The organism is Bradyrhizobium sp. Pha-3, from assembly GCF_042258325.1.
Lineage (GTDB): Bacteria > Pseudomonadota > Alphaproteobacteria > Rhizobiales > Xanthobacteraceae > Bradyrhizobium > Bradyrhizobium elkanii.
Window position 1 is genome coordinate 464,572 of the sequence record NZ_CP170151.1, and the last position, 23,121, is coordinate 487,692.

Consider the following 23,121-nt stretch of genomic DNA (forward strand, 5'->3'; position numbering starts at 1 on the left):
CCTTACTGATACGTCGCAACGATATCCGACACGGCGCGCTCGAGCTGCTGCGCGGTCGCGCATTGGCGCACCACGCTGCAGAAGGTCGCGTAGCGCGGCATCTCGGAATCGCCAAAACCCCAGACCATGCGGCCCTCGGGGTTGAGCCAGACCAGCCGTTTGGAGCGCTCGCCGATCCGGCGCAGAATGTCGGCGCGCGGATCGAGATTGTTGCTGCGGGCGTCGCCGAGCACGATCACCGTGGTCTGCGGCGTGATCGCGCTCATCCAATTGTCCTCGAAATCGGCGAAGGAATTGCCATAGTCGGACGAGCCGAAGCCGACCTTGGACATGATCTCCTTCATCGCCTCTTCCGGCGAATTCGACTCCAGGATGTCGCTGACCTCGATCAGGTGGCCCGAGAAGGCGAATGAGCGGACGTCGTCCACGACCTCGTGCAGGCTGTGGATCAGGAGCAGGAAGAAGTCCGAGACGCGGGCGACCGAGCCCGAGACGTCGCACAGCGCGACGATCTTCGGCCGGTCGCGATGCTTGCGCTTCCAGGCGGTGAGGAAGGGGACGCCGCCCCAGGCCGCATTCCGGCGCAGCGTGCGGCGGACGTCGAGATGGCCGCGGCGCTGGCGCTTGCGCGGCTTGGAGTAGCGCTCGCGCAGCCGGCGCGCGATCTGGCGGATCAGCGTGCGCATCTGCTCGACCTGCCGCGGCTCGATCCGTGCCAGCGGCGCGTTGCGCAGGATCTCGTTGCGCAAATTCTCCGCTTCCTCGCGCCCGTACAGCAGCAGGGCCTGCGAGACCGCATCGCGAACGGTGCCGCGCAGGCCGTTGAGCGCCTCCTGCAACCTTTCGGCGAGCGCGGGATTGCGCGTGGTCAGGTCGTCGATGTCGTCGCGCAGGCGCTGGATTCCCATCGCATCGAGGATGCGGGTCTGGAAGATGCCGCGCTGGGTGAAGTAGCGGATATCTGGCAGCGAGGCGGCGCCGGAGGCGTTGGCGATCGCGCTCGATATCGCGGAGCGATCCTGCGACAGCAGCATCTGCGCCAGCGGCCCGACATTCTCGCTGGCGGCGCCGGCCGAGGCATCGCCATGCTCGTCGGCCGACGGGTTGGCGCCGGATTCGCTGCCGTCGTCGGTCTTGCTCTGCTCGGCGTTGTTCTGCTGCGGCTCGGGCTGGCTGAAGAACAGGTCGAAGCATTCGCCGAGCGCGCGCTTCTCGTCCTGCGTCTTGGCAAGCGTCAGCAGGAAGGTGTCGCGCAGGATGTCGCGATCGGCAAAGCCGACCTGGGCGACCGCCCGCATCGCATCGATGCTTTCGGCGGGCGAGACCCGGACCCCGGCCCCCCGCGCCGCACGAAAGAAGCGATGCAGGTTCTCGCGCATCTTGGTCTAGCTGAACACGCCCTGGCGCGACGCCTTGGCGATGAAGGACGAAATCTGCGGCGTCGCGGCCTCGATATCGGCCTCGTATTTCAGGAGCACGTTGAGCGTGTCCTTGACGATCTCGTGGTCGAGCTCGCTGGCCTGCAACAGCACCAGCACGCGCGCCCAGTCGATCGCCTCGCTGACCGAGGGCAGCTTCTTCAGGTCGAGCGAGCGGATCTCGTGGATGAAACCGACCATCTGCTTGCGCAGGGTCTGCGAGATGCCGGGCACCCGGCTCTCGACGATGCGCTCCTCCAGTTTCTGCTCGGGGAAGCCGATGTGCAGATGCAGGCAGCGCCGCTTCAAGGCGTCGCCAAGATCGCGCTCGCTGTTCGAGGTCAGGATCACGGTCGGCGGCGCCACCGCGGAGACGGTGCCGAGCTCGGGGATCGTGACCTGGAAGTCCGAGAGGATTTCCAGCAGCAGCGATTCGAATTCGGCATCCGACTTGTCGATCTCGTCGATCAGCAGCACGCAGCCGGCGGGCTGCTCCAGCGCCTGCAACAGCGGCCGCGGCTCGACGAATTCCTTGGAGAAGAACACGTCGCCGAAGGTGTGGAGCTGGTCGAGCGCAGCGGCCAGCGACTGCGCGCCGCCAAGCACCTCGCCGAGCTTGTCCTTCAGGATCTGGGTGTAGAGCAGCTGCTTGGCGTATTTCCACTCATACAGCGCCTTGGCCTCGTCGAGGCCCTCATAGCATTGCAGGCGGATCATCTTCATGCCGCGCCATGCGGCGATCGCCTTCGCCAGCTCGGTCTTGCCGACGCCGGCAGGGCCCTCGACCAGGATCGGCTTCTCGATCTGCTGCGACAGATAGACCGCGGTCGCGATCTGCCGGCTCGCAATATAGCCTTGCGCGGCGAGGCCGCTTTCCACGGCCTCGATCGAGGCGGTGGGCCTGGTGTCAGCCACGAGGATCAGCTCCGAATTTGCCTTGAACTCGGACCTGTTCTGCGCCCGTTGCGGACAAAGCACAAGGCTCGTTTGGCCCGCAAAGGCATGGCGTTAGCGCAAGGGTTCCGGGGTATTTCCGCCAAGCGCAAATACAGTTGTTAGCGTGTGGTTCGAACCTCCCCTTGAAAAGGGGAGGTCGCTTTGCTCGCCAGAGCAAAGCGGGTGGGGATCTACTCTCTCCATTAACACCGGTGTCTGCGGCTGACCCCCATCCCGACCTTCCCCCTTTCAGGGGGAAGGAGAACAGTCTCGTAGCCCGGCTACCGTCAACCCGCGCAGCTCTCGACGAATTCCTTGCGCTGCGGGCCAACGATCTTCTGGTCGATCGCCTACTTCAGGCAGTCCAGATACGCATGCGCCATGCAGAGCTGCATCTGGTCGTGCCGGCTGCGAAACCGCTTCACCTCAGCGTGAGACCGGTCGCGGCTTCAAGCTCACCGATCGCCTGCGCGGCATTCGCGACCTTGATCGTGGTCATGCCCATCTCGCGCGCCGGCTTCAAATTGACGCCGAGATCGTCGAGATAGACGCAGTTCTTCGGGTTCACCTGCAGCGTCTCCACCATCATCCGGTAGATGCGCGGGTCGGGCTTGCGCAGGCCGATCTTCGCGGACTCGATGACGTGGTCGAACAGCGCCATCACCTCGGCGACGTAGAGCGTGCGTCCGCTGCGGCTGCCGATCGCGTTCGCCGGCAGATTGTTGGTGATGCAGCCGGTCTTGAATTTCGCCTTGATGCGCTTCAGCGCCTCGACCATCTCGGGGCGCAGGTCGCCGGAGAGCAGCGGCAGCACGTCCTTGCCGCGCACCTCGGCGCCGAGCGCCTTTGATTCCGTGGCGAACAGCGCGTCGAATGCGTCGATATCGATCTCGGCGCGCTCGAACTTGGCCCAGGCGTTCTCGAGATGATTGGCGGCGTTGGTGCGGCGGATGATGTCGATCGGCAGGCCGCGCTCGGTCTCATAGCGCGCGAATGCCTCGAACGGCGAGGTGGTCAACACGCCGCCGAAATCCCAGATCACTGCCTCGATCAGCAAAGTCTCGATCATCAAAGTCCTGCCCGTTGCAAAGCGGCGGCTTCGCCTCGGATCGTCCGGCCGATTGCAGGACAACAGGGAAACGCGCGTCCAGCCTTCTTTATTGGAATTGCCGCCGATCAGGCAAGCCGCCAGTTCGCGGCAAAATCCACCACGCGGAACCAGCTCACCAGACCATCGGCACCAGGCGATAGCGCACCCGCGCGAGATATTCGGCATAGCCGTCGAGCTCGGCGGTCAGCATCCGCTCCTCCATCAGCGACCGCAAGCCGAGCAGCGCCGCCATCACAGGCACGATGGCAAGGCCATACCAGGATCCCAGCAGCAGCGGCGTGCCGACATAGGTCAGGAGGCCGCTGGCATAGATCGGATGCCGCACATAGGCGTAGGGTCCGGTGGTCACCGCCGCATGCCCGCGCTCGCGCTGGATCTTCACGACCGGCGCGGCGTAGCTGTTTTCCCGGTAGGTCCGGTAGACGATGTAGAACGATGCCGCGATCATCACGGCGCCGGCGCATTGCAACCAGAAGGGCACGATGGATGTCTGGTAGCGGGCTGCGTCGAGCGCCATCAGCGGCAGCCATGTCAGCCACAACAGCGGCATGATCGTCGTGATTACGCGATCCCATCCGGCCTGGCCGCGCGCGGTGCGCCGCTCGGCCAGCAACCCCGGATCGTGCCGGGCGAGCCAGGCTTCGGTGATCAGCCCACCGATCGTGATCTCGAGCAGGAACGCCCAAGCGCCGGCCCATCGCAGCGTGCCGGCCGCGAGAAACAGGAACGTGCCGAGGCCAACACAAGTGAAGGCGGCGCGGCGCAGATTGACGCGAGGGGGACTGCCGTTCTCGTTCATGTTTCTCTCCGGCGGACGGCAACGGCCGCGCCGCCGGATCGGGCGGCCGTTGCGTGCGCGGTTGCGGATCGCGGCCTGCTCGGCGCGCAAAGCCGATTACGGTCTGCGGGTCCAGTTTCGCGCCTGTCCGGAATAGACCTTGCTCGGCAGCGCGCGCGCCGTGGGATCGAGCAGGATCTTCATCGCGGTGTTGAGCCGCTCCTCCGAATGCGGTGAGCCATCATGGCGCATCTGCTGCGGCGCCCCGGGGCCCTGCGGCGGCGCCAGATAGGTCGGCGTTGTCGGCGGAGTGGGGGTGGTGGCGATCTTCGGACGGGCGACAACAGCCGCCTCCATCGGGCGCCGCGCCTGGGCCATGCGTGACGCTGCGGAAGGTGCTTCCGCCGGCGGCGGCGAGGCGGCGCTGTCGGATCCGGATTTGCGGGGCGGTTTTGCCATGGCATCGGCTCCATAGGTTCGGTGATGACGACGACGTCAGGATTTGTCTTCGTCGGATGTGGTGCGTTTGGCGATGATCGGGTTGCGGTCGCTGATCGCGGCGATCAGCGAGGCGTGGCTCACGACTGACGACACGACGATCTTGCCGGATGGTTCGATCCGGCGACCGTTCTGCTGCTGTTGCTGTGGGCTCCTGGCGGTGGATTTCTGCATCACGTCGGCCTCCTCGAAGGTGGGGTGGGGCCCGACAGCGCCGGGCCCCGAGTTTGGCGATCAGATGCCGAAGGCGCCGAGGACACCCGGCAGCGCCTGCGCGACGCCGCCGAGGATTTCTCCCCAGCCCTGCGGGTTGACCGACCCGTTGGTCGCCACGTCGGCAATCCGCTTCGGACCGCGCTCGATGCCCTCACACTGGATCGGGCTACGCACGCTGCCGAAGGTCTCAAAGTCGTTCCTTGCGTACATGTTCAGCTCCTTCTTTCGGTTTGAATTGACGGCAACTACGGGAGGTGGGCACCGACCGGGGCAGCCGTCGCTGGACGTCGCCCAGGGGGTCGCTCATCGCGTCGATCCCCCGGACCACGTGACGCATTCGCGCCACGTTCTGATCTCCTCCAGACGCGGAGGAGCAATCGCGTCAATAGACCTGCCACTGCCGCAGCGGTCCGACCGCCACCGGCACCACGTCGCTCACGTCGATCGTGTACTGATAGACTTCGCGCGCCTGGGTCAGGACCTGGGTCGGATTGAAGAAGCGGTAAGTCACGTCGTGACAAACCGAGTCCGGGCGGCAGATGACGCTCTGGTCGACCTCGACGGTATCGAGCCGCAAGCCCTTCTTGGCGACGTCGGTGAATATCTTCCGCGTGTTGTAGGCATTCATCGCGGAATAGTTCAGCGCGCGATCCTGCGGCGAGAGGCCGACATTGCGGAACTCGTTGTAAATCCGCTCGAGGAAGCCTTCCGCGCCGGCCGGCCAGGTGTCGGGATCGGGTCCGAACAGCGTGTAGAGATCCCACTGATAGAAACCGCGCCAGTCGGTCACCAGCGTCGGCACGACGGTCCCGTTCAGGAGCTTGGTCGTGTTGGCGCTGTCAACCCAGCCGGCCATCGAAATCCGCGCAACACCGCCGCGCGGCGGGAAAGCCGGGGGCGTGGTCGGTGGCGTATCGTCGCCGCCGCGCGCTGCCGGTACCACGGTTCGGGTGTTCGATGGATCGTCATGCGAGACCTCCTGATGCCAGAGCGCCAGGATCAGCGCGGCGAAGAATCCGAGACCGAACACATCGAGCGGCTTGACCGCATAGATCGGGATCGAGTCGATCGTCATCGTCCAGATGATGGCATCGGCATCCGGGAAGTTGTTGCCCGAGCCGCTCGGTGTCGCGCTCTCGCCTTCGGCCTGGTTCAACAGATAGCGCGCCATGATCGCCGGATTGTACGGCGCCGAGGTATCGCCGGATCGGTCGCGCTCCGGCCCGAACGCCGGATCGCCGCGTCCGATCAGGCTGTCGCGCCAATTGGCGATGGCCTGCACGAAGTAGTCGAGGCGCGCCTCCTTGCCGAAATCGTAGAACAGCCGGCCGATCGGGAACGCGAGCTGTCCGGTGGATTCCGCCGCGGCGCCCTGCGGACGCATGCCGCCGCCACAGCCGCAGCTCTTCTCGCTGGTCCGAACCGCGGGGGCTTCGTACATCGGCAGCGCCTGCGGCATCGCGACGGGAAGCGCGTTGCTCGGCATCAGCGCAGGCAGTTGCTGCGGCTGCAGCCAGGCCTGCGGCATCATGCCGGCCGCCGGCATCGCCATCTGCGGCATCATCATCGGCGGCATGACTATCTGCGGCGCCGGCGTTGGCATCCAGACCATGTCGCCGCCCGCGTGGGGGGCGTGATACGGATACGGCGCCGGCGCTGCGATCGGCGCGGCGGCGACGCCGTGATCAACGGGCGCGGCGACGGCCGCAGGCGCTGCGGGCGCAGCAGGCTGCGCTTCGCTTGGCATGATCCCGGCGCTGCTGCGCAGGACCGAGCCGTCCGGCCCGAATATGCGCGGAGCCGATGGTGCAGACATTGCTGATAGATCTCCCATGGAACCCTCTCTGGTTGCAGTTGGCTGAGCGGCGGATGACGGTTGGACGAAAGGGCGCGCGGACACTCCCCGGAAACGGGGAGACGCGGCCGTGGCACCCGACGGCATGACGGCGTCCGCCTGCTCGCCAAGCAGGGCGGCGACAGCCGCGGGAATATCGAGCCGTCCGGCGAGGCAGCGCGAGGCGCTGCCGTCGCTGCGGCAGGGCGCCGCGCTTTCGAGCAGCGCGGCACGGACGGCTTGCGGATCGGCCTTGCGTCCGGTCTGGCGCAGGCACGAGAGCAGCAGGGCGACGACGCCGCTGACGATCGGCGCCGCGAAACTCGTTCCGGAGCGCAGGCTGATATTGCGGACCGGCGAGGCACCGGCGATGTTTTCGCCCGGCGCGAGGATGCCGTTTTCGAGATAGGCGTCGCCGAAATTGCTGAAGGGCAGCGGATTGCCGGCCGGATCGCACGCGCCGACCGCAAGCACCGAAGCGAGGCTGCCCGGCACCTGGACGCAGCGGCATCCGTCATTGCCCGCAGCGGCGACGATCAGCTTGCCGGCGCGTTCGCAGGCGCGGACCGCGTCGACCAGAATGCGGTCGGCTTGGCCGGTCGCGGATTGCTGGCCGCTGCTGATATTGATGACGTCGGCGCCGGCGGCGAGCGCCTGGTTGATCGCGATCGCCAGGGTGCTTTGCGAGGACGGCTCGATCTGCCCGGAGGCGTCCTCGCGATAGATCGAGAACACCGTCGCGCTGCAATTCGGCGCGACGCCGAGCACCGGGCTGCCGGGCGTGCCCATCAGCACGCTCGTGACATGCGTGCCGTGCTCGGACTGGATCATCGGCGAAGCCGGTGCGACGAACTCGCCGCCCCTGGCGACGCGGGCCTGCCTGAGCGAAGGATGATTGAGATCGACGGGGCCGTCGATGATCGCGATCTTCACCGCGGGGTCGCCGCCCGACGTTCTCTGCCACAAGGCAGCGAGACCAGCGATGTTGGCAACTGGATTCATGAAATCAATCCCGACCGGCCTGCCGCAAATCCGTGCAGCCGATCCGTCTTCCGCGGCAATTTGCTTTCACGCAGCGAACCAGCAGAACCGCATGTCGTTGCGTTGGTGCAGTTGTGGCAGCTGTGACGCGAAAGGCCTATTCGCCGCGGTGGATCAGAAAGGATCGAGCCGACGATACGGATCGATCGGTCCATGAGATCGATCCTGCGTTTCGAACGATCGATCGAAGGGTTTAGTCGGGACCGATTTCACCGCACCATTGTGCGTGCCTGGGCAGACATGCGCGTGCATCTGCGCGCCGGTGCGCGAACGCGACCCGCGCATCGGCCGAACACGGAATTCAGGATGTCGGTGTCAGTCGAGCTCGCGGGCCCGATCGGGGATCGCTGCCGATGATGCGATCCACGGTGCTTCGCGCACCCGTCGCATCGCCTGGGCCCTGCGCGGCAGGCCGAGCTTCTGCAGCACGTGATGGACGTGGTGCTTGACCGTCGCAAGACTGAGATTGAGATCGCGCGCGATCTCCTTGTTCGACAGGCCGTGTCCGATCAGCTTGAGAACCTCGCTTTCGCGGCGCGTCAGTCCCTGGTCCGCGTCGATCGTATCCGCTTGACGTTCCATGCAAAACAGCGCGCGCAACAGGCCGCCGGAAATCTCGGCGCTGCAGGCGAGTCGCCCCGATGCCACGTCCGACAGCGCGCGGCAGAGCTCATTGAAGCTGGCGTTCCGGGAAATGTAGCCGCTGAATCCGGCCCGGCCGCAGCGGACCACGTCGCGCCGGTCCTCGTTGAGGCCGAGCGCCACCAGTGCGACATCCGCATGCTCGCTCGCAATCACGCGCACTTCGTCGAGATCGATGCCCTGTGTGACGTCGATCAGAATAACATTCACACTGCCGGTCCCGAGGGTCTCGCGCAGGCCGGCGAGATCGGACACCGCCGCCGCAATCGCAAACTCGGCGTGGTTCTGGAAACTCGAGGTAAGCCCCTCGCTGAACAGCCTGATCGGCGTGACGACCGCTATCCTCATCATTATCCTCTAACTCAACGAAATGACGGATGGAACGCCGTGTTGAGATCGGCGCCGGCATCCAGAAAAGTCATGAAGGTAAGTATGCGATATGCTGCCGGAGGTTGTATGATTGTCGGATCGAAATTACGGCGCTGATGCAGGCACGATCAAGAGACGCAGTTCACATTCGAATGTCGCCCGCGCGCCGGACGCGCGATTCGATGTGTGCGTATGGCGACAAGACGGCGATGTGTGGCGCGTGAACGCAATGGCGCTGCAGGATTCCGGCGGCGACTTCAACGTCGTAGTGATCGACGCGTAGATATTTAGACAATTGACGCGTGCAGGTCTGGATGCTCTGTACAATATTGCGTGTTCTCCAGAGCCTGGTGCGAGCGACGCAATGCCGCGCCTCGGATAGGCTCGATTCAGCAGCAGACCGACGGGGTTTCATGACGAGCGTGATTCGAGCGACAGCTTTTCTGACCCTGTTGGTGGCGACGCCGGCGCTGGCCATCGTCGGCGGCGGCGCGCCGTCGACGGATGGCGTTGCGCGCTCCGTCGTCACCATCGTCGGCTCGCGCGGCAATTTCTGCACCGGTGCGCTGATCGCGCCGAAGGTCGTGCTGACCGCGGCGCATTGCGTGCAGCCTGGCGCCGATTACAAGATCGTCGAATATGGCGCGGACAGGCAGCCGACGCTGCAGGACGTCAGGACGGTTGCGATCCATCCCGGCTTTCGGATGCAGGCGATGACCAGTCATGTCGCGACCGCCGATGTCGCGCTGCTGCAGCTTGCGGCGCCGGCCGCAGGCAAGGCGCCGGCCGCGCTCGGCATGCCAAACATTCCGATCCAGGTCGGCGGCCGCTTCACCATCGCGGGCGTCGGCGTCACCGTGCGCGGTGACGGCAAGAGCGGTGGAGCTACCCGCGTCGCCGGCCTGATCGCGAGCGGCAAGCCCGGCACGTTGCAGATCCGTCTCGTCGATCCGGTCGGGCAGGGTTTGCGCGAAGGGCTCGGGGCCTGCACCGGCGATTCCGGCGCGCCGGTGTTCGAGGACAAGCAGGGCGGCCCCGCCATCGTCGGCGTGGTGAGTTGGTCCACGGGGCCGAACGGCGCCGCCGGCTGCGGCGGCATCACCGGCGTGACGCCGCTGACACTCTATCGCGACTGGGTGATGCAGACCGCGCGGCAGTGGGGTGCGAGCTTTTAGCGCGATGGCGGTCGAACCGCTGACGCGCTCAGAGTTCCGTCATCCTGAGGAGCCGCGAAGCGGCGTCTCGAAGGATGCACGGCCACCAGCCGGGCCGTGCATCCTTCGAGGCTCGCTCCGCTCGCACCTCCAGCGACAAAGGCGAAGCCTTTGCGCGGGGATGACGGGGAAGGAGAAAGCGAGTATCGAACCCTAATGCCCCGCGGCCTTGTTCGCGGCGGCGTTGTTCAGCACGATCAGGCCGTCGACGGCGACGCCGAGCTTGCTGTTGATCAGGAACGGGTTGACGTCGATCGAGGCAATGCGGCCATTGGCGTCTGCCATCAGGTTGGAAAGACCGACCAGCGCCTTCACCGCCGAAGGCTCGTGCAGCGCGGGCTTGCCGCGATAGCCCTTCATCTTCACGCCGGCCTTGGTCCTGGCGATCAGCTCCTTGGCCTCGGCGGCGTCGAGCGGTGCGCCGGCGAGGGCGACGTCCTTCATCAGCTCGATATCGACGCCGCCGGTGCCGAACAGCACGACGGGGCCCATCTCGGCGTCGAGCGAGGCGCCGACCACGAGCTCGAGGTCGGCGTTGACCTGCTGTGCGATCAGGATGCCCTCGAGCTTCGGCTTGCCCTTCAGCTTCTTCACCCGCGCGGTGATGTCGTTGAACGCCTTCTTCACCTCGGCCGCGTTGGCAAGGTTCAGCACCACGCCGCCGATGTCCGACTTGTGCAGGATGTCGGGGCTGACCACCTTGGCGACCACTGGAAAGCCGATTTGCTTGGCGATCTTCACGGCCTCCGCGGCGGTCTGCGCGACCTCTTCCTTTGAGATCGGGATGCCATAGGCCTTGAGCAGCTTCTTCGAGGCGACCTCGTCGAGTGCGGCGGCACCGTTGGCGGCCTTCAGCGTCTTCTCCAGCACCGCGCGCGCCGATGCCTTCGAGCTCGACGCGATATCGGGTACTTCCTTGCGCAGGCCGGCATATTCGATCAGCGACTTGATCGCGCCGACCGCGCGGTCGAGGCCCTGCATGACGGCGATATCGGGCAACGACTTGCGCAGCCCCTTGGTGAATTCGGTGAAGCCGATCGACATCGCGCTGATATAGATCACCGGCTTGTTGGCCTGGCCTGCCATCTCGTTGACGATGCGCAAATTGCGCTCGCGCAGCTCGTGCGGCGCCTTCGGCAGCTCGGCATCGATGATGACGATGTCGGTGTCGGGATCGTCGATCATGATCTTGATCGACTTCATGTAGACGGAGGGATCGACCACCGCGGCAAAGCCCGCGTCGAGCGGATTGCCGACGATACTGCCCGGGCCGAGCATTTTTGCCAGCTGCTCCGAGGCGTTCGGGCTCAGCGGTGCAAAATTCAGCCCGGCGGAATAGAACGCGTCGATCAAAAGCCCGCGCTTGCCGCCCGACAGCGACACCGCCGCGAGGCGATTGCCCTTCGGCGGATCGGCATGGACGAAGCACTCGGTGGTCTCGATCAGTTCATCCAGCCCGCGCACCCGGATCACGCCTTCGCGGGTCGAGATCGCATCGAAGGTCTCGATCGAGCCGGCGAGCGCGCCGGTATGCGCCATCGCCGCGGCGCGGCCGCCTTCGGAGGCGCCGAGCTTGAGCGCGATCACCGGCTTGCCGGCGGCGCGCGCGGCCTTGCAGGCATCGCGGAATACTTTCGTATTCCTGACGCCTTCGAGATAGACCACGATGACGCGGATGCTCGGATCGGCGGCGAAATAGCTCATCAGGTCCGGGGTCTCGAGCCCGGATTCATTGCCGGTCGTGACCATGTAGCCGACGCCGACGCCACGATCCTCCAGCGCCTGGCGGATCGCCATCACGATCGCGCCGGATTGGCCGGCGATCGCCACCGCGCCCTGCTCCATGGTGACGATGCGGTCGTCGATATTGGTGAACAGGTTTTCGCCGGCGCTGAGATTGCCGAGGCAATTCGGGCCGGTAACCGCAAGCCCGGTCTCCTTGATCGCCTGCTTCAGCTCGACCGCGAGCCGCTGGCTCTCTTCATCCTGCAATTCGCTGAAGCCGGAGGTGACGATGGTCGCCGAGCGCGCGCCGGCCGCGGCCGCATCGCGGATCACCTGTACCGCAAACCGGGCCGGCACCAGAACCAGCACATGGTCGGGCTTTTCGGGAAGGCTGGCGAAGTCCTTGTAGCAGGTGACGCCCCAGATCGCTTCGCGCTTGGCGTTGATCGGATAGAGGCCGCCGGCGTAGCCGTATTTGACCAGATTGTTCCAGATTCGTTCGGCGTAATTGCCGGGCTTGTCGGTGGCACCGACCAGCACGATGTTGCTCGGATGCAGCATCGCGTGGATGCTCTTGACGATATCGCTGGCGTCAGCGGGCGGCGCCCATTTGTGGGACACATGAGACGCGGTGCTTGCGAAAGCTTCCATGGAGCCTGCCCTTATCCTTGTTGTCTTTGTTTCCTCTGGCCACGGCGGATCACCGTGAGGCGCGTGATTTTTCATTGTTTTTATGGCGAGGGAAAGGGGGGAGCAACTCATGCTGGCGCAGGTCAGGGCACCGCGCGCAATATCCCGGCAGGCGCAAAATTGATTGCGTATCAGGAACCCGATTCGCCCGGGCGTGAATCCGTTTCGACCAAAGTCGCGTGCAACAGATAACGCTCGGGCCCCGATGTCAGCGCATCGAACGGCCAGCAGGTCGACAGCACCAGTTCATGTCGGTCGGTGAGCGGATCGATCCCCGATTGATCGAAGCGGACCACCGAACTGCGATCGGCCCGATAGCGAAACATCCTGCCGTCGCTTCGCGTGACGTCGATCTCGTCACCGATTGTGACATCCCTGAGAAAGCGAAAATGCGTGTCGCGGTGTGCGGAATAGACCGCCACACCCCACTCGCCGGCATCGACGGTCTGTTCGACATGGCCGGGGCCGAACGCCAGCGCGTGGCCGCTGCTGCCGGCAAGCGCAATTGCGGAAGCGTGCAGGCGCTTCACCTCGATTCGCGCCACCGGCCAGGTATCGGCCCAGCTCCACGGCTTCACCGGCTGGCCGGTCGCGATGCTTTGTGTGAAGGCGCGTTCCAGCAGCACCTGCGCGAGCAGCGCCTTGGCGTGGATATAGGCGCCCTGGCCGAACAGGATCAGGCCGATGAGGGCGAAGGCGAGGGGTAGGATGAAGCGGCGCATGTTGTTCTGCTCTGGCCATTGCGAGAAGCGACTGTCTGACCCTCATCGCGGTGCGTCTCGAAGGATGAGGCCGGTCCGGTGGCCTCGCCCTTCGAGACGCCCGCTTCGCGTGCTCCTCAGGGTGAGGGTAAAAAATTCGCGCGATGCCTTCCTCGGGTGAGAGAAGTTGCGCGCGCGGCCCTTGGGGGACGGGTCGAAGGCCGCGCGCGCTCTTGAAGGAGGAGGTTCGGGGGGGCACCTCCTCCTTTCATCCGACGTCATTGGGGCGACGTCTGACGCCGGTTGAACACCAGGAGGAGAAGGCTGACCGTGAGCAGGATCACGCCCGCGATCATCTTCAGCTCCGCATCGGTCGCGGTCTTCGGCAGCTGGATCGTGCCGGGACCTTGTGTGGCGACCGGTGACCGCTTCAGCGCAGCGAGCTGCACCTTGCCGTCGCCACCGCCGGCGCGCCGCTCGCCCGGTGCGGCCGGCAGACTCGGACGCTCGCCGAACAGCTTCGCAAAATCCCAGCCGGCGGGCAGGTTGAGCGGCAACTCGGAGAGTTTCAGCGGCTCGCCTTCGGGGCGGCTCGGCGTCTTGTCGACCGCGACAAGGCTGGTCAGCCGCGTCACGAGCTGATGCTCCAGCGCCAGCGCGAGGATGGTCTTGTCGGCTTCCTCGGGGCTCTGCTGCCGCGTGGTGCGCGCGACCTCGGCATCGGCGATCTTGCGGCGCGCCCACAGTTTCGACAGGCCCTTGCCTTCAGCGGCATTCGCGAGCGGCAGCGTCACGCTCCACGGACGGTCGCCGATGCGGCCCTTGATCTCGACCGAGCCGGCCAGCTTGTCGAGCTTTGCGGCCAGCACCAGCGGCTCGTCGCGATAGACGTCGGGCAGCGCCGACGGCGTCAGGTCGGCCGTCGCCTCCGAGAATTTCGCCGAGAGGTTCGTCACCGCCGGGTTCTCCAGCTTGGCGAACAGGCCGCGCATGCGCTCGTCGACCTGCTCGACCGAGCCGATATGGGTGAAGGTGCCGCGACCGAGCTCGGCGGCGCGCGTCATCAGATAGGTGTTCGGCGCCGAGCCGATGCCGACCATGAACACCCGCGAGCGGCCGCGCAGCGCGCTGATGGTCTCGAACAATTGCTGCTCGTTGCCGACGGCGCCGTCGGTCAGGAACACGACCTGGCGGACGTAGTTGGCGTCGTCGCGGTTGGTGTCGGAGAGCGCCGCGCGCATCGCCGGCACCATCTCGGTGCCGCCGCGGGCCTGCAGCGCGCTGACGAACGCCGTCGCATTGCCGATATTGGCGCTGTTCGCGGCGACCGGCGCCGGGAACAGCGTGTCCATGGTGTCGTCGAACCGGATCACGTTGAAGCGATCGGTCGGCTGCAGGCGGCCGAGCGCGTAAGTGAGGCTCGCCTTGGCCTGGATCATCGAGGTGCCGCCCATCGAGCCGGAATTGTCGATCACGAAGATCACCTCGCGCGGCATCGGCTTCTGCCGCGCCTGCTCGACCGACGGCGGGGTGACGAAGGCGAGCAGATAGTCGGAATTGCCGACATGCTCGCGGAATAGCCCGACCGACGGCGCCTTCTCGGCGGCCGGCTTCCAGGTCAGCTCGAAATCACGATCGGCCGGCACCGGGCCTTCGGCGAGCTTGACGATGCGCGTGGTGCTGTCGGGGCTCTCGATCTTGACCTGGTGGAAATGGCTCTTCACCTCGCCGAGCGGGAAGCCGGCGTTGAGGCGCACGGTGATGTTGGTCGGATTGACCGGCGCATTCTCCGCCGGATCGAGCACTTCGCTCGCAATGCGGTCGCGGTCCGGCACGGGATCGGTTGACGTGGCGCCCCAGCCGTTGCCATCGGCGCGAAGGTCGACGCTCTGCACCACCGGGCGCGGATTGTAGCGCGGACCGACCACCATCGGCACCCGCAGCGAGAATTCGCTGCCGTTCTGCTGCACCGGCTCCTGATACTCGATCTGCACCAGCACGGTTTCGCCGGGGCCGATATTGGCGACCGAATTGGTGAAGATGTTGGGCCGCTCCTGTTCGGTGAGCGCGACCTTCCGCCCATTCTGCTTGGCCTGCTCATAGATGGCGCGAGCCTGCTGTCGCTCCTTGATGTCGCCGACCACGACGCGGTCGCCGACCACCATCTTCAGTGTGTCGACCGCGCCGCCAGCCGGCAGCGGATAGACATAGGTCGCCTCCACCCACTCTTTGGTCGGGTTACGGAAGATCTGCGTGACGCGGGCGCGGACGGTCGGGCCCGACACCGTGAGGTCGACATCGACGCCGAGCCTGAGCGCATCCCTGTAGCCATCGTCGGTCTTGAACAGCAGCGAGCCGGAACGCGCATCTGATGGCCGCAGCACCGCCTGTTGCGGCAGTTCGGCCGACCACACCGGATCGAAACTCACGAACAAGGCCGCAAAGCCGATCACCAGCGCGACCACACCTTCCACCAGGAAGAACAGCGCAATGCGCATCCTGCGCGACAGGCGGATCTGCGGGCTGCTCTCACATGCATCGTAAATCGTCATTTTCGTCACTCCCGAGCGAGATTTTCGCTGCCTCGCGATCATGGAGAACGGCGGTTTTGGCGCGAGCAGAATGATCGGCAATGATTGGCCGCCGTCCGGCGCGGCCCGCCGCCGCGGGAGGCGGGTTTGTGCGGTTTTGTGATGGTTGCGCCTTGCAAGCGCGTTGAAATCTGCCGTCTGAGATGACGGCCACGGCAAAGCCTAGCGAGCGGCCGTGTACCAAGTCTTGCGTGGCGTCCGGTAACGGTCGCTACGAAGCGTAGACAGGGAGGTTGCAGGCCGGAATGAAGTGAACGGGAAGATAGCCCCGAAATCGAACGTGATCGGAGTAGCCGACCCTGTCTCTCAAAGGGGAAGGCGGAATCGCAACCCGCGTCATCGCGAGCGGGCTGAGGTGCTCCCGGGGTTCGTACCGCCAGCATGCAACCAAGGGGATTGACGTGAACAAGGGAGATCCGTCCGGTTCAAGCGCAAGCTTGTAGGACCTGCCAAGCCGATGAGGTGAGAAGGGTCTGATGACCGGGTGGAAGTCAGACTGACTGATAGTACTCGGAGGTCGGGAGAGCCGACTACATGGGGAAGCGGTCAGCGGTAGTTGAATTGTTCTTGGGCGACATGGGCTCCATTCAACGGGAGTCACGGCCTTCTATCCTAAGAGAAGATCAGCTGACCATGGAAACGAAACTTGAACAAATAGCAGTGAAAGCTCGGCGCGAGCCAAATCTTCGCTTCACCTCGTTGGCCCATCACATCACGCGCGACCGAGTGCAAAAGAATCTATTACAGATTCCGAAGCGCTCCGCCGCCGGGGTGGACGGACAGACGGTGGAGGCGGCGAGGGAGAGCTTCGACGGATGGATCGAGCCGATGCTCCAATCCATCCACCGACAGGGATATCGGGCGCCGAACATTCGGCGTGTCTATATCCCCAAGCCCGGTAAGACGGAGAAGCGCCCCCTCGGGGTTCCAACTGTCGCCGACCGGGCCCTCCAGCGCAGCACGGCTGAGGTGTTGTCCGCCATCTACGAGCAGGACTTCTTGCCCAGCTCGTTCGGCGGCAGGCCGAAGCTCAGCGCCCATCACGCCTTGGCGACCCTCAATGAGGTCATCGCCGGCGGCATGATCAGCTGGGTGTTGGAGGCGGACTTGAAGAACTTCTTCGGGAGTCTCGATCATGATTGGGTCCTCCGGTTTGTCGAACATCGAGTCGGTGATCCGCGCCTGATCAGCTTGATCCGGCGCTGGTTGAAAGCGGGTGTCTTGGAAGACGGAGCAGTGCATCCGAGCGAACAAGGAACGCCACAAGGCGGATCGATCAGTGTGCTTTTGAGCAACCTCTACCTTCATTACGTTCTCGACCTCTGGTTCGAACGCGTGGTGAAGGGTCGGTTGCGGGGCGAAGCCCGACTTTTGCGCTATATCGACGACTTTGTGATCTGCTTCCAATATCGATCGGACGCCATCCGCGTACAGGAGGCCCTGCGTCTTCGGTTGGGGAAGTTCGGCCTCACTCTAGAGCCGACCAAGACCAAGTTGGTCGAGTTTGGTCGGTTCGCGCAAAGACACGCGGGCAAACGCGGCAGAAACCGCCCGGAAACAATCTACTTTCTGGGGCTGACGCTCTATTGCACGCGAAACCAAAGAGGCAACTTCAAGGTTGGGATGCGTACCGAGAAATCTCGGCTAAAGCGCAGCCTCATGTCTCTGCAGGAGCTGATGCGGCGAATACGGCATTACAAGATCAGTGACCAGGCCGATGAAATCAACGTCGTCCTGCGCGGCCACTATGGCTATTACGGCGTCGCCGGAAATCTCCGGAGCCTCGTAAAAGTTTATCGGGCAGTGGAGCGTTACTGGCGCGGAATGCTGCGCAGCCGCAGCTGGGCAGGCCGACGCCTCACTTGGGACGCCTTCAACCAAATCAAAGAACGGACACCGTTGCTGAAGCCTAAGCTGCGCCTCCCTTATCGGGAGCTGCAGGCGCTTGCGGTGCTGTGAACCAACTGTCGAAGAGCGTCGGTGCGGGAAATCCGCACGCCACGTTCTGTGGGAACCGGGGGCGGGCGACCGCCTCCGGTGACCCGGTGTTGTGCGGTCTGCTAGACTGCGCGGAATCAAGGGGAACCGGGCAGGAATCTGGATGCCGACGCCTGACAAGCAGCTGTCCGCCGAGCAGAGCCGGCAGGTCGCTGAGACCATTCGCGAGGAAATCGCGCGCCGCCGAATCTCGCGGCAGGCGCTGGCCGAGCAGGCGAAGCTGAGCCTCTCGACGTTGGAAAAGGTGCTCGGCGGCCGTCGCCCGTTCACGCTGGCGACCACCGTGCGGCTGGAGCAGGCGCTCGGTGTGTCCCTGCGCAAGCTGCCGGAGACGATCACGGTGACCGCACCCGCCAATGGCGGGATCGCGCCCGACAGCCTCGGATCCTATTCGCGCCGGGCGGTGGCGCGGATCGAGGGCACCTACATCACGGTGCGTCCGTCGTTCGGCGAGCAGCGCGCGCTCTATGCCTATCGGACGGAGATCACCTGGGACGAGTCGTCGTCATCGCTCGGCTTCCGCGAAGGCGAACGGCAGGATGCCGATTACACCCAGTATGGCGAGGTGGCGGTGCCCAATGAATCCGGCTTCGTCTACCTCGTCACCAACCGGCACGGCCAGCATCGCGTGATCACGGTGTCGCGCCCGCGCAATTCCGGCGAGATGTACGGCATCATCACGACGCTGCTCGCCGGCCGCGGCTCGCTGCTGACGCCGGTCGCCGCGCCGATCGCGTTCCTGCCGGTGAAGAACGTGCCCAAGCCCAGCCTCGGCCGGGTGTCGGCGGATGATGCGAACTACGCCGCTTATCGCGAGCATCTGCGTCGCACGATCGATGAGCCGTTTGCGATTTTCCTGCCGGGGTAATCGACCGGCTTACGTCAACTCCACGATGCCAATCCCGTCATCCTGAGGAGCGCGTAGCGCATCTCGAAGGATGCACGGCCACAGTCGGGCCGTCGACCCTTCGAGACGCCGCTTCGCGGCTCCTCAGGGTGACGGTGAGATAGGTGCGCATCACCCTGTTAGATTTTATCCAGCCTACACCTCGCAAAAAGAAGCCGCCCGGAATGGGCGGCTTCGCGATACCTGTTGCTCGCTGTTCGAGTCGCGGGGCGCTAGCCGCCGGTCTCGGCGCTGATGATGTCGCCGAACAGCTCCCACTGCCCGTTCTTGAACTGCATCATCTTGAGCTGCTCGACCGGCGCGAAGTCGGTCGCGCTGGTGTTGATCCGGATGCCGGGGATCAGCGTGTCGGGCGCGAAATCCTTCAGGCTGGCGGCTTGCTTCATCACGTTCTCACGCGTCAGGTTGTCGCCGGCCTGCTTTAGCACCTGCACCATGGTCTGGGCCGCAGCGTAGCCATAGACCAGATTGGCGTCGGCGAGGTTGGCGCCCGGCATGTACTTCTCGGCGAAGGCCATGAACTTCTTCATGCCCTCGTCGCTCTTCCATTGCGGATCGGACGCGTCCTTCAGATAGCCGGCCGACAGCACGCCTTCCGAGGCCTCGAGCCCGGCGGGCTTCATGACCGCGCCGATCGAGATCGAGACGTCGGTCATCACCTGCATCGGCTTCCAGTTGAGCTCGGCGATCTTCTTGATCGCCTGCGCCGCGAATTTCGGCGTCGAGATGTTGACGAACACGTCGGCGCCGGTGTCCTTCAGCTTGACGATGTGGGAGTCGATCGACGGTTCGGTGGTCTCGTAGCTCTCTTCGGCGACGATCTTGACGCTCGACTTGTCGAGGATCTCCTTCAAGCCGACCAGGTAGTCCTTGCCGAAATCGTCATTGGCGTAGAAGATCGCGACCTTGGCATCCGGCTTGGCCTTCAGGATGTACTTGCCGAAGATCCGCGCCTCGACGCGATAGCTCGGCTGGAAACCCATGGTCCACGGGAAATCTTTCGGATCGTTCCACTTGCTGGCGCCGGTGGCGAGGAAGAGCTGCGGCACCTTCTTGGCGTTGTGATACTTCTGCACCGCGGTCTGGGTCGGCGTGCCCAGCGCGTTGAACACAAGGAAGACTTCGTCGCTCTCGATCAGCTTGCGGATCTGCTCCACGGTCTTCGGCGGCGAGTAGCCGTCGTCATAGGAGATCCAGTTGATCTTGCGGCCGTTGATGCCGCCCTGGTCGTTGATCATCTTGAAATAGGCTTCTTCGGTCTTGCCGATGACGCCGTAGGCGGAGGCGGGACCGCTATAGGCCTCAACATTGCCGATCTTGATCTCGGTGTCGGAGGCGCCGGTATCATACTTCTTTTGTGCAAAGGCGGCCTGGGTGGAGAGCAGGCAGAGCGCCGTGGCGGCTGCCAGCAGCGACAGTGTTGTTGTTTTCATAAAGGAAATTTCCTCGATTGATTTTGGTTGGGGACTTACGCAACGAACCCGCAGCCGGTCCCGGCAGACGGCAACGGGGTAATCCTTGTCGCGGCGAAATCCGGAACGCGCGGCGCGCGTTTGACTCACGCCGCGGTATCGGTTGGCTTCGGCCGGCTGAATTGTTGCCGGAGCGTCGGCTTATGAATTTTGCCTGTCGCGTTCCGCGGCAGGACCTCGATGAATTCGATCAGACGCGGGCATTTGAACCGCGCCAGATTGGTCTGGCAATGCGCGTGGACCTCGGCCGGGGTCAGCGAATGGCTTGGCTTTACGGCAATGATTGCCATGCCGACTTCGCCCCATTGCTCGTCGGGGATGCCGATGACAGCGGCCTCGGCGACGGCGGCCAATTGATGCAGCACGCTCTCGACCTCGGCCGGATAGACGTTCTCGCCGCCCGAGATGTACATGTCCTTCCAGCGGTCGACGATGTAGTAGAAGCCTTCCTCGTCGATCCGCGTGGCGTCGCCGGTGTGCAGCCAGCCGTCGGTGAAGGAGGAGGCATTGGCGTCCGGCCTGTTCCAGTAGCCCGGCGTGATGTTCGGACCCTTGACCCAGAGTTCGCCGAGCTCGCCGACCGCGGCGTCGCTGCCGTCGGGCCGCACGATGCGGACCTCGGTGTGCAGCACCGGCTTGCCGGACGAGCCGGCCTTGCGCGCGGCATCCTCGCGGTCGAGCACCATCACCGCCGGCGAGGTCTCGGTCATGCCGTAGCCCTGCTGCAGCGCCACGCCGCGCGCCTCCCAGGTCTTGAGCAGCGGCACCGGCATCGGCGCGCCGCCGACGCCGCCAATGACGAGGCGGCTGAAATCCGCTGATGCGAAGGCCGGATGCTGCGCCATGAACTGGTAGATCGCGGGCACGCCGAAGAATACGTTGATGCCCTGCAAGGGATCGCCGATCAGCTTCAGTGCCTCGCCGGGATCGAAGGCGCGCATGATCAGCACAGTGCCGCCGGCATGCAGCACGGGGTTGGTGTAGCAATTCAGCCCGCCGGTGTGAAACAGCGGCAGCACCGTCAGCAGCACCGAGGCCGGCGAGATGTAGGCGGGGCCGCCGAGATTGACGCAATTCCAGAACGTCATCCCATGCGTGATGATCGCGCCCTTGGGCTGGCCCGTCGTCCCCGAGGTGTACATGATGGTCGAGATGTCATCGAGCATGACCTCCTCGAACCGTTCGAGCGGCGTGGCTGCGGCAATGCCGGCCTCATAGGCGGAGCCGGGGCCGAGCCTCACGGTCGCGGCGACATTGCAGAGCTTTGCCACCGCAAGCGCAGTCTCGGCGAGGTCGTCGTCGTGGACCATCACCTTCGGCGCGGCGTCACCGGTGATGTAGCGCAGCTCGGGAACGGTGAGGCGCGTGTTGAGCGGCAGGAAGATCGCGCCGATCCGGAAGCAGGCGAACTGCACCTCCAGCGTATCAGTCGTGTTCAGCGCCAGTACCGCGACGCGGTCGCCACGGGCGACCTTGAGCCCGTCGCGCAGCCAGGCGGCGAGCCGCGACACGCGGGCGTCGAGCTCCGCATAGCTGAAGCGGCGATCGCTGGCGAGATCGACAAGCGCCATCTTGTCCGGCGTGCGCCGGCGATGATGCGCGATCCAGTCGTAATAACGAACCGGCAAATTTCCCTCCTCCGGAACGGCAGTCTTGCGCCGCCTGTTCCTGGTTCGATTGATGCCATGAAATGGCAGTGGAGGCGGCGTATAAGGATACTGTCTTGCGTTTAGTGGCTGACAAATCGCCGGACCGGGCGTCGGCACCGATGGCAGCCACTCGACGCAAGTGAACCGGGAGAAATCCGGACATCGTCGGAGGGAAGAATCAACGGAGCACGCGGATGGCAAACCCGTTCTACACCGGCGAGCATGAGGCCTTTCGCGAGGTGATGCGGCGCTTTGTTGCCAGGGAAATCGAGCCTTATGCCCATCAATGGGACGAAGACGGCGAGTTTCCGCGCGAGCTCTATGCCAAGGCATCCGCCATCGGGCTGCTCGGTCTTGGTTTCCCGGAAGAATATGGCGGCATCGCTGCCGACCAGTTCATGAAGATCGTGGCTTCGCAGGAACTGGCGCGGGCCGGCGCCGGCGGCGTCTCCTCGAGCCTGATGAGCCACACCATCGGCTCGCCGCCGATCGCGCGCGCCGCGCGGCCCGAGGTCAAGGCGCGGGTGCTGCCGGAGGTGCTCGCGGGCAAGAAGATCTCCGCGCTCGCGATCACCGAGCCGAGCGGCGGCTCCGATGTCGCCAATTTGCGCACCAAGGCGCGGCGCGACGGCGATCATTATGTCGTCTCCGGCGAGAAGACCTTCATCACCTCGGGCATGCGGGCCGACTATCTGACGGTCGCGGTGCGTACCGGCGGCGAGGGCCCCGGCGGCGTCAGCCTGCTGTTGATCGAAGGCAATACGCCGGGCCTGTCCCGCACCAATCTGAAGAAGATGGGCTGGTGGGCGTCGGATACCGCGACACTTCATTTCGACGAATGCCGGGTGCCGGTCGAGAACCTGATCGGCGAGGAAGGCCAGGGCTTCAAGATCATCATGCAGAACTTCAACAGCGAGCGCATGGGCATGGCGGCGAGCTGCACCGCCTATGCGCGCGTCTGCCTCGACGAGGCGATCGCCTATGCCAAGGAGCGCAAGACGTTCGGCAAGCCGATCGCCCAGCACCAGGTGATCAGGCACAAGATCGTCGACATGGCGCAGAAGGTCGCGGCCTCGCAGGCGATGCTGGAAATGCTGGCATGGCGGCTCGGCCAGGGCGAAAGCCCGGTCGCCGAGATCTGCATGATGAAGAACCAGGCGACGCAGACCATGGCGCACTGCGCCTCCGAGGCGGTGCAGATCTTCGGCGGCGCCGGCTTCATGCGCGGCGTCAAGGTCGAGCGCATCTACCGCGAGGTCAAGGTCAACGCGATCGGCGGAGGCACGGAGGAGATCATGAAGGATCTCGCGAGCCGGCAGATGGGATTGTGA

Annotated in this window: 19 protein-coding genes; 5 read left to right on the plus strand and 14 right to left on the minus strand. The window is 64.8% G+C overall.

Annotated elements, in window-relative coordinates:
* Window positions 1–2: 2 nt before the first annotated feature.
* From ACE10X_RS02150 to ACE10X_RS02190, 9 genes are all read right to left on the minus strand, one after another.
* Window positions 3–1,379: a VWA domain-containing protein gene (locus ACE10X_RS02150; protein ID WP_375763994.1), complete on the minus strand. Its 1,377-nt coding sequence runs from the start codon at window positions 1,377–1,379 to the stop codon at window positions 3–5.
* A 6-nt stretch (window positions 1,380–1,385) separates the two neighbouring features.
* Window positions 1,386–2,339, minus strand: coding sequence for an AAA family ATPase (locus ACE10X_RS02155; protein WP_373010767.1), 954 nt, complete (start codon window positions 2,337–2,339; stop codon window positions 1,386–1,388).
* A 436-nt stretch (window positions 2,340–2,775) separates the two neighbouring features.
* The gene (locus tag ACE10X_RS02160) at window positions 2,776–3,411 is read right to left on the minus strand and encodes an HAD-IA family hydrolase (RefSeq protein ID WP_375764673.1); all 636 of its coding nucleotides are present in this window, start codon (window positions 3,409–3,411) and stop codon (window positions 2,776–2,778) included.
* A 166-nt stretch (window positions 3,412–3,577) separates the two neighbouring features.
* A complete protein-coding gene (locus tag ACE10X_RS02165) occupies window positions 3,578–4,264 on the minus strand; it encodes a methyltransferase family protein (RefSeq protein ID WP_375763995.1) in 687 nt (228 codons plus the stop codon).
* A 96-nt stretch (window positions 4,265–4,360) separates the two neighbouring features.
* Window positions 4,361–4,702, minus strand: coding sequence for a hypothetical protein (locus tag ACE10X_RS02170; RefSeq protein WP_304498271.1), 342 nt, complete (start codon window positions 4,700–4,702; stop codon window positions 4,361–4,363).
* Window positions 4,703–4,738: 36 nt separating this feature from the next.
* Window positions 4,739–4,915, minus strand: coding sequence for a hypothetical protein (locus tag ACE10X_RS02175; protein ID WP_375763996.1), 177 nt, complete (start codon window positions 4,913–4,915; stop codon window positions 4,739–4,741).
* A gap of 60 nt (window positions 4,916–4,975) precedes the next feature.
* On the minus strand, window positions 4,976–5,167 hold the full coding sequence (locus ACE10X_RS02180; RefSeq protein WP_016842276.1) for a hypothetical protein: 192 nt from the start codon (window positions 5,165–5,167) through the stop codon (window positions 4,976–4,978).
* A gap of 172 nt (window positions 5,168–5,339) precedes the next feature.
* A complete protein-coding gene (locus ACE10X_RS02185; protein WP_375763997.1) occupies window positions 5,340–7,793 on the minus strand; it encodes a S8 family serine peptidase in 2,454 nt (817 codons plus the stop codon).
* A gap of 354 nt (window positions 7,794–8,147) precedes the next feature.
* Window positions 8,148–8,825 (minus strand): LuxR C-terminal-related transcriptional regulator, encoded by a 678-nt coding sequence (locus tag ACE10X_RS02190; RefSeq protein WP_375763998.1) that lies wholly within the window; start codon window positions 8,823–8,825, stop codon window positions 8,148–8,150.
* Between the two features lie 109 nt (window positions 8,826–8,934).
* Between ACE10X_RS02190 and ACE10X_RS02195 the strand changes: the two genes are divergently transcribed.
* On the plus strand, window positions 8,935–9,126 hold the full coding sequence (locus ACE10X_RS02195; protein ID WP_375763999.1) for a hypothetical protein: 192 nt from the start codon (window positions 8,935–8,937) through the stop codon (window positions 9,124–9,126).
* A gap of 130 nt (window positions 9,127–9,256) precedes the next feature.
* Window positions 9,257–10,018 carry a trypsin-like serine protease gene (locus ACE10X_RS02200; protein WP_375764000.1) on the plus strand — a complete coding sequence of 254 codons (762 nt, stop codon included), beginning with the start codon at window positions 9,257–9,259 and terminating at the stop codon, window positions 10,016–10,018.
* A 192-nt stretch (window positions 10,019–10,210) separates the two neighbouring features.
* Here ACE10X_RS02200 and ACE10X_RS02205 read toward each other — a convergent pair whose 3' ends face one another.
* The 3 genes from ACE10X_RS02205 to ACE10X_RS02215 all read right to left on the minus strand — a co-directional run bounded on the left by ACE10X_RS02205 (window position 10,211) and on the right by ACE10X_RS02215 (window position 15,671).
* On the minus strand, window positions 10,211–12,433 hold the full coding sequence (locus tag ACE10X_RS02205; RefSeq protein WP_375764001.1) for an acetate--CoA ligase family protein: 2,223 nt from the start codon (window positions 12,431–12,433) through the stop codon (window positions 10,211–10,213).
* A 170-nt stretch (window positions 12,434–12,603) separates the two neighbouring features.
* Window positions 12,604–13,194 (minus strand): class GN sortase, encoded by a 591-nt coding sequence (locus tag ACE10X_RS02210; protein WP_038388616.1) that lies wholly within the window; start codon window positions 13,192–13,194, stop codon window positions 12,604–12,606.
* Between the two features lie 257 nt (window positions 13,195–13,451).
* The gene (locus tag ACE10X_RS02215) at window positions 13,452–15,671 is read right to left on the minus strand and encodes a marine proteobacterial sortase target protein (protein ID WP_375764674.1); all 2,220 of its coding nucleotides are present in this window, start codon (window positions 15,669–15,671) and stop codon (window positions 13,452–13,454) included.
* Between the two features lie 726 nt (window positions 15,672–16,397).
* On the opposite strand from ACE10X_RS02215, the gene ltrA reads away from it, so the two are divergent.
* Window positions 16,398–17,723 carry a group II intron reverse transcriptase/maturase gene (gene ltrA / locus ACE10X_RS02220; protein WP_375763020.1) on the plus strand — a complete coding sequence of 442 codons (1,326 nt, stop codon included), beginning with the start codon at window positions 16,398–16,400 and terminating at the stop codon, window positions 17,721–17,723.
* A 142-nt stretch (window positions 17,724–17,865) separates the two neighbouring features.
* Window positions 17,866–18,630 carry a helix-turn-helix transcriptional regulator gene (locus ACE10X_RS02225; RefSeq protein WP_038388614.1) on the plus strand — a complete coding sequence of 255 codons (765 nt, stop codon included), beginning with the start codon at window positions 17,866–17,868 and terminating at the stop codon, window positions 18,628–18,630.
* A 251-nt stretch (window positions 18,631–18,881) separates the two neighbouring features.
* On the opposite strand, the gene ACE10X_RS02230 is transcribed toward ACE10X_RS02225, so the two are convergent.
* Window positions 18,882–20,102, minus strand: coding sequence for an ABC transporter substrate-binding protein (locus tag ACE10X_RS02230; protein ID WP_038388613.1), 1,221 nt, complete (start codon window positions 20,100–20,102; stop codon window positions 18,882–18,884).
* 125 nt (window positions 20,103–20,227) lie between these two features.
* Window positions 20,228–21,769, minus strand: a complete 1,542-nt coding sequence (locus ACE10X_RS02235) for a long-chain fatty acid--CoA ligase (protein ID WP_375764002.1) — start codon at window positions 21,767–21,769, stop codon at window positions 20,228–20,230.
* Between the two features lie 215 nt (window positions 21,770–21,984).
* Here ACE10X_RS02235 and ACE10X_RS02240 point away from each other — a divergent pair, with 215 nt between their 5' ends.
* The gene (locus ACE10X_RS02240; RefSeq protein ID WP_375764003.1) at window positions 21,985–23,121 is read left to right on the plus strand and encodes an acyl-CoA dehydrogenase family protein; all 1,137 of its coding nucleotides are present in this window, start codon (window positions 21,985–21,987) and stop codon (window positions 23,119–23,121) included.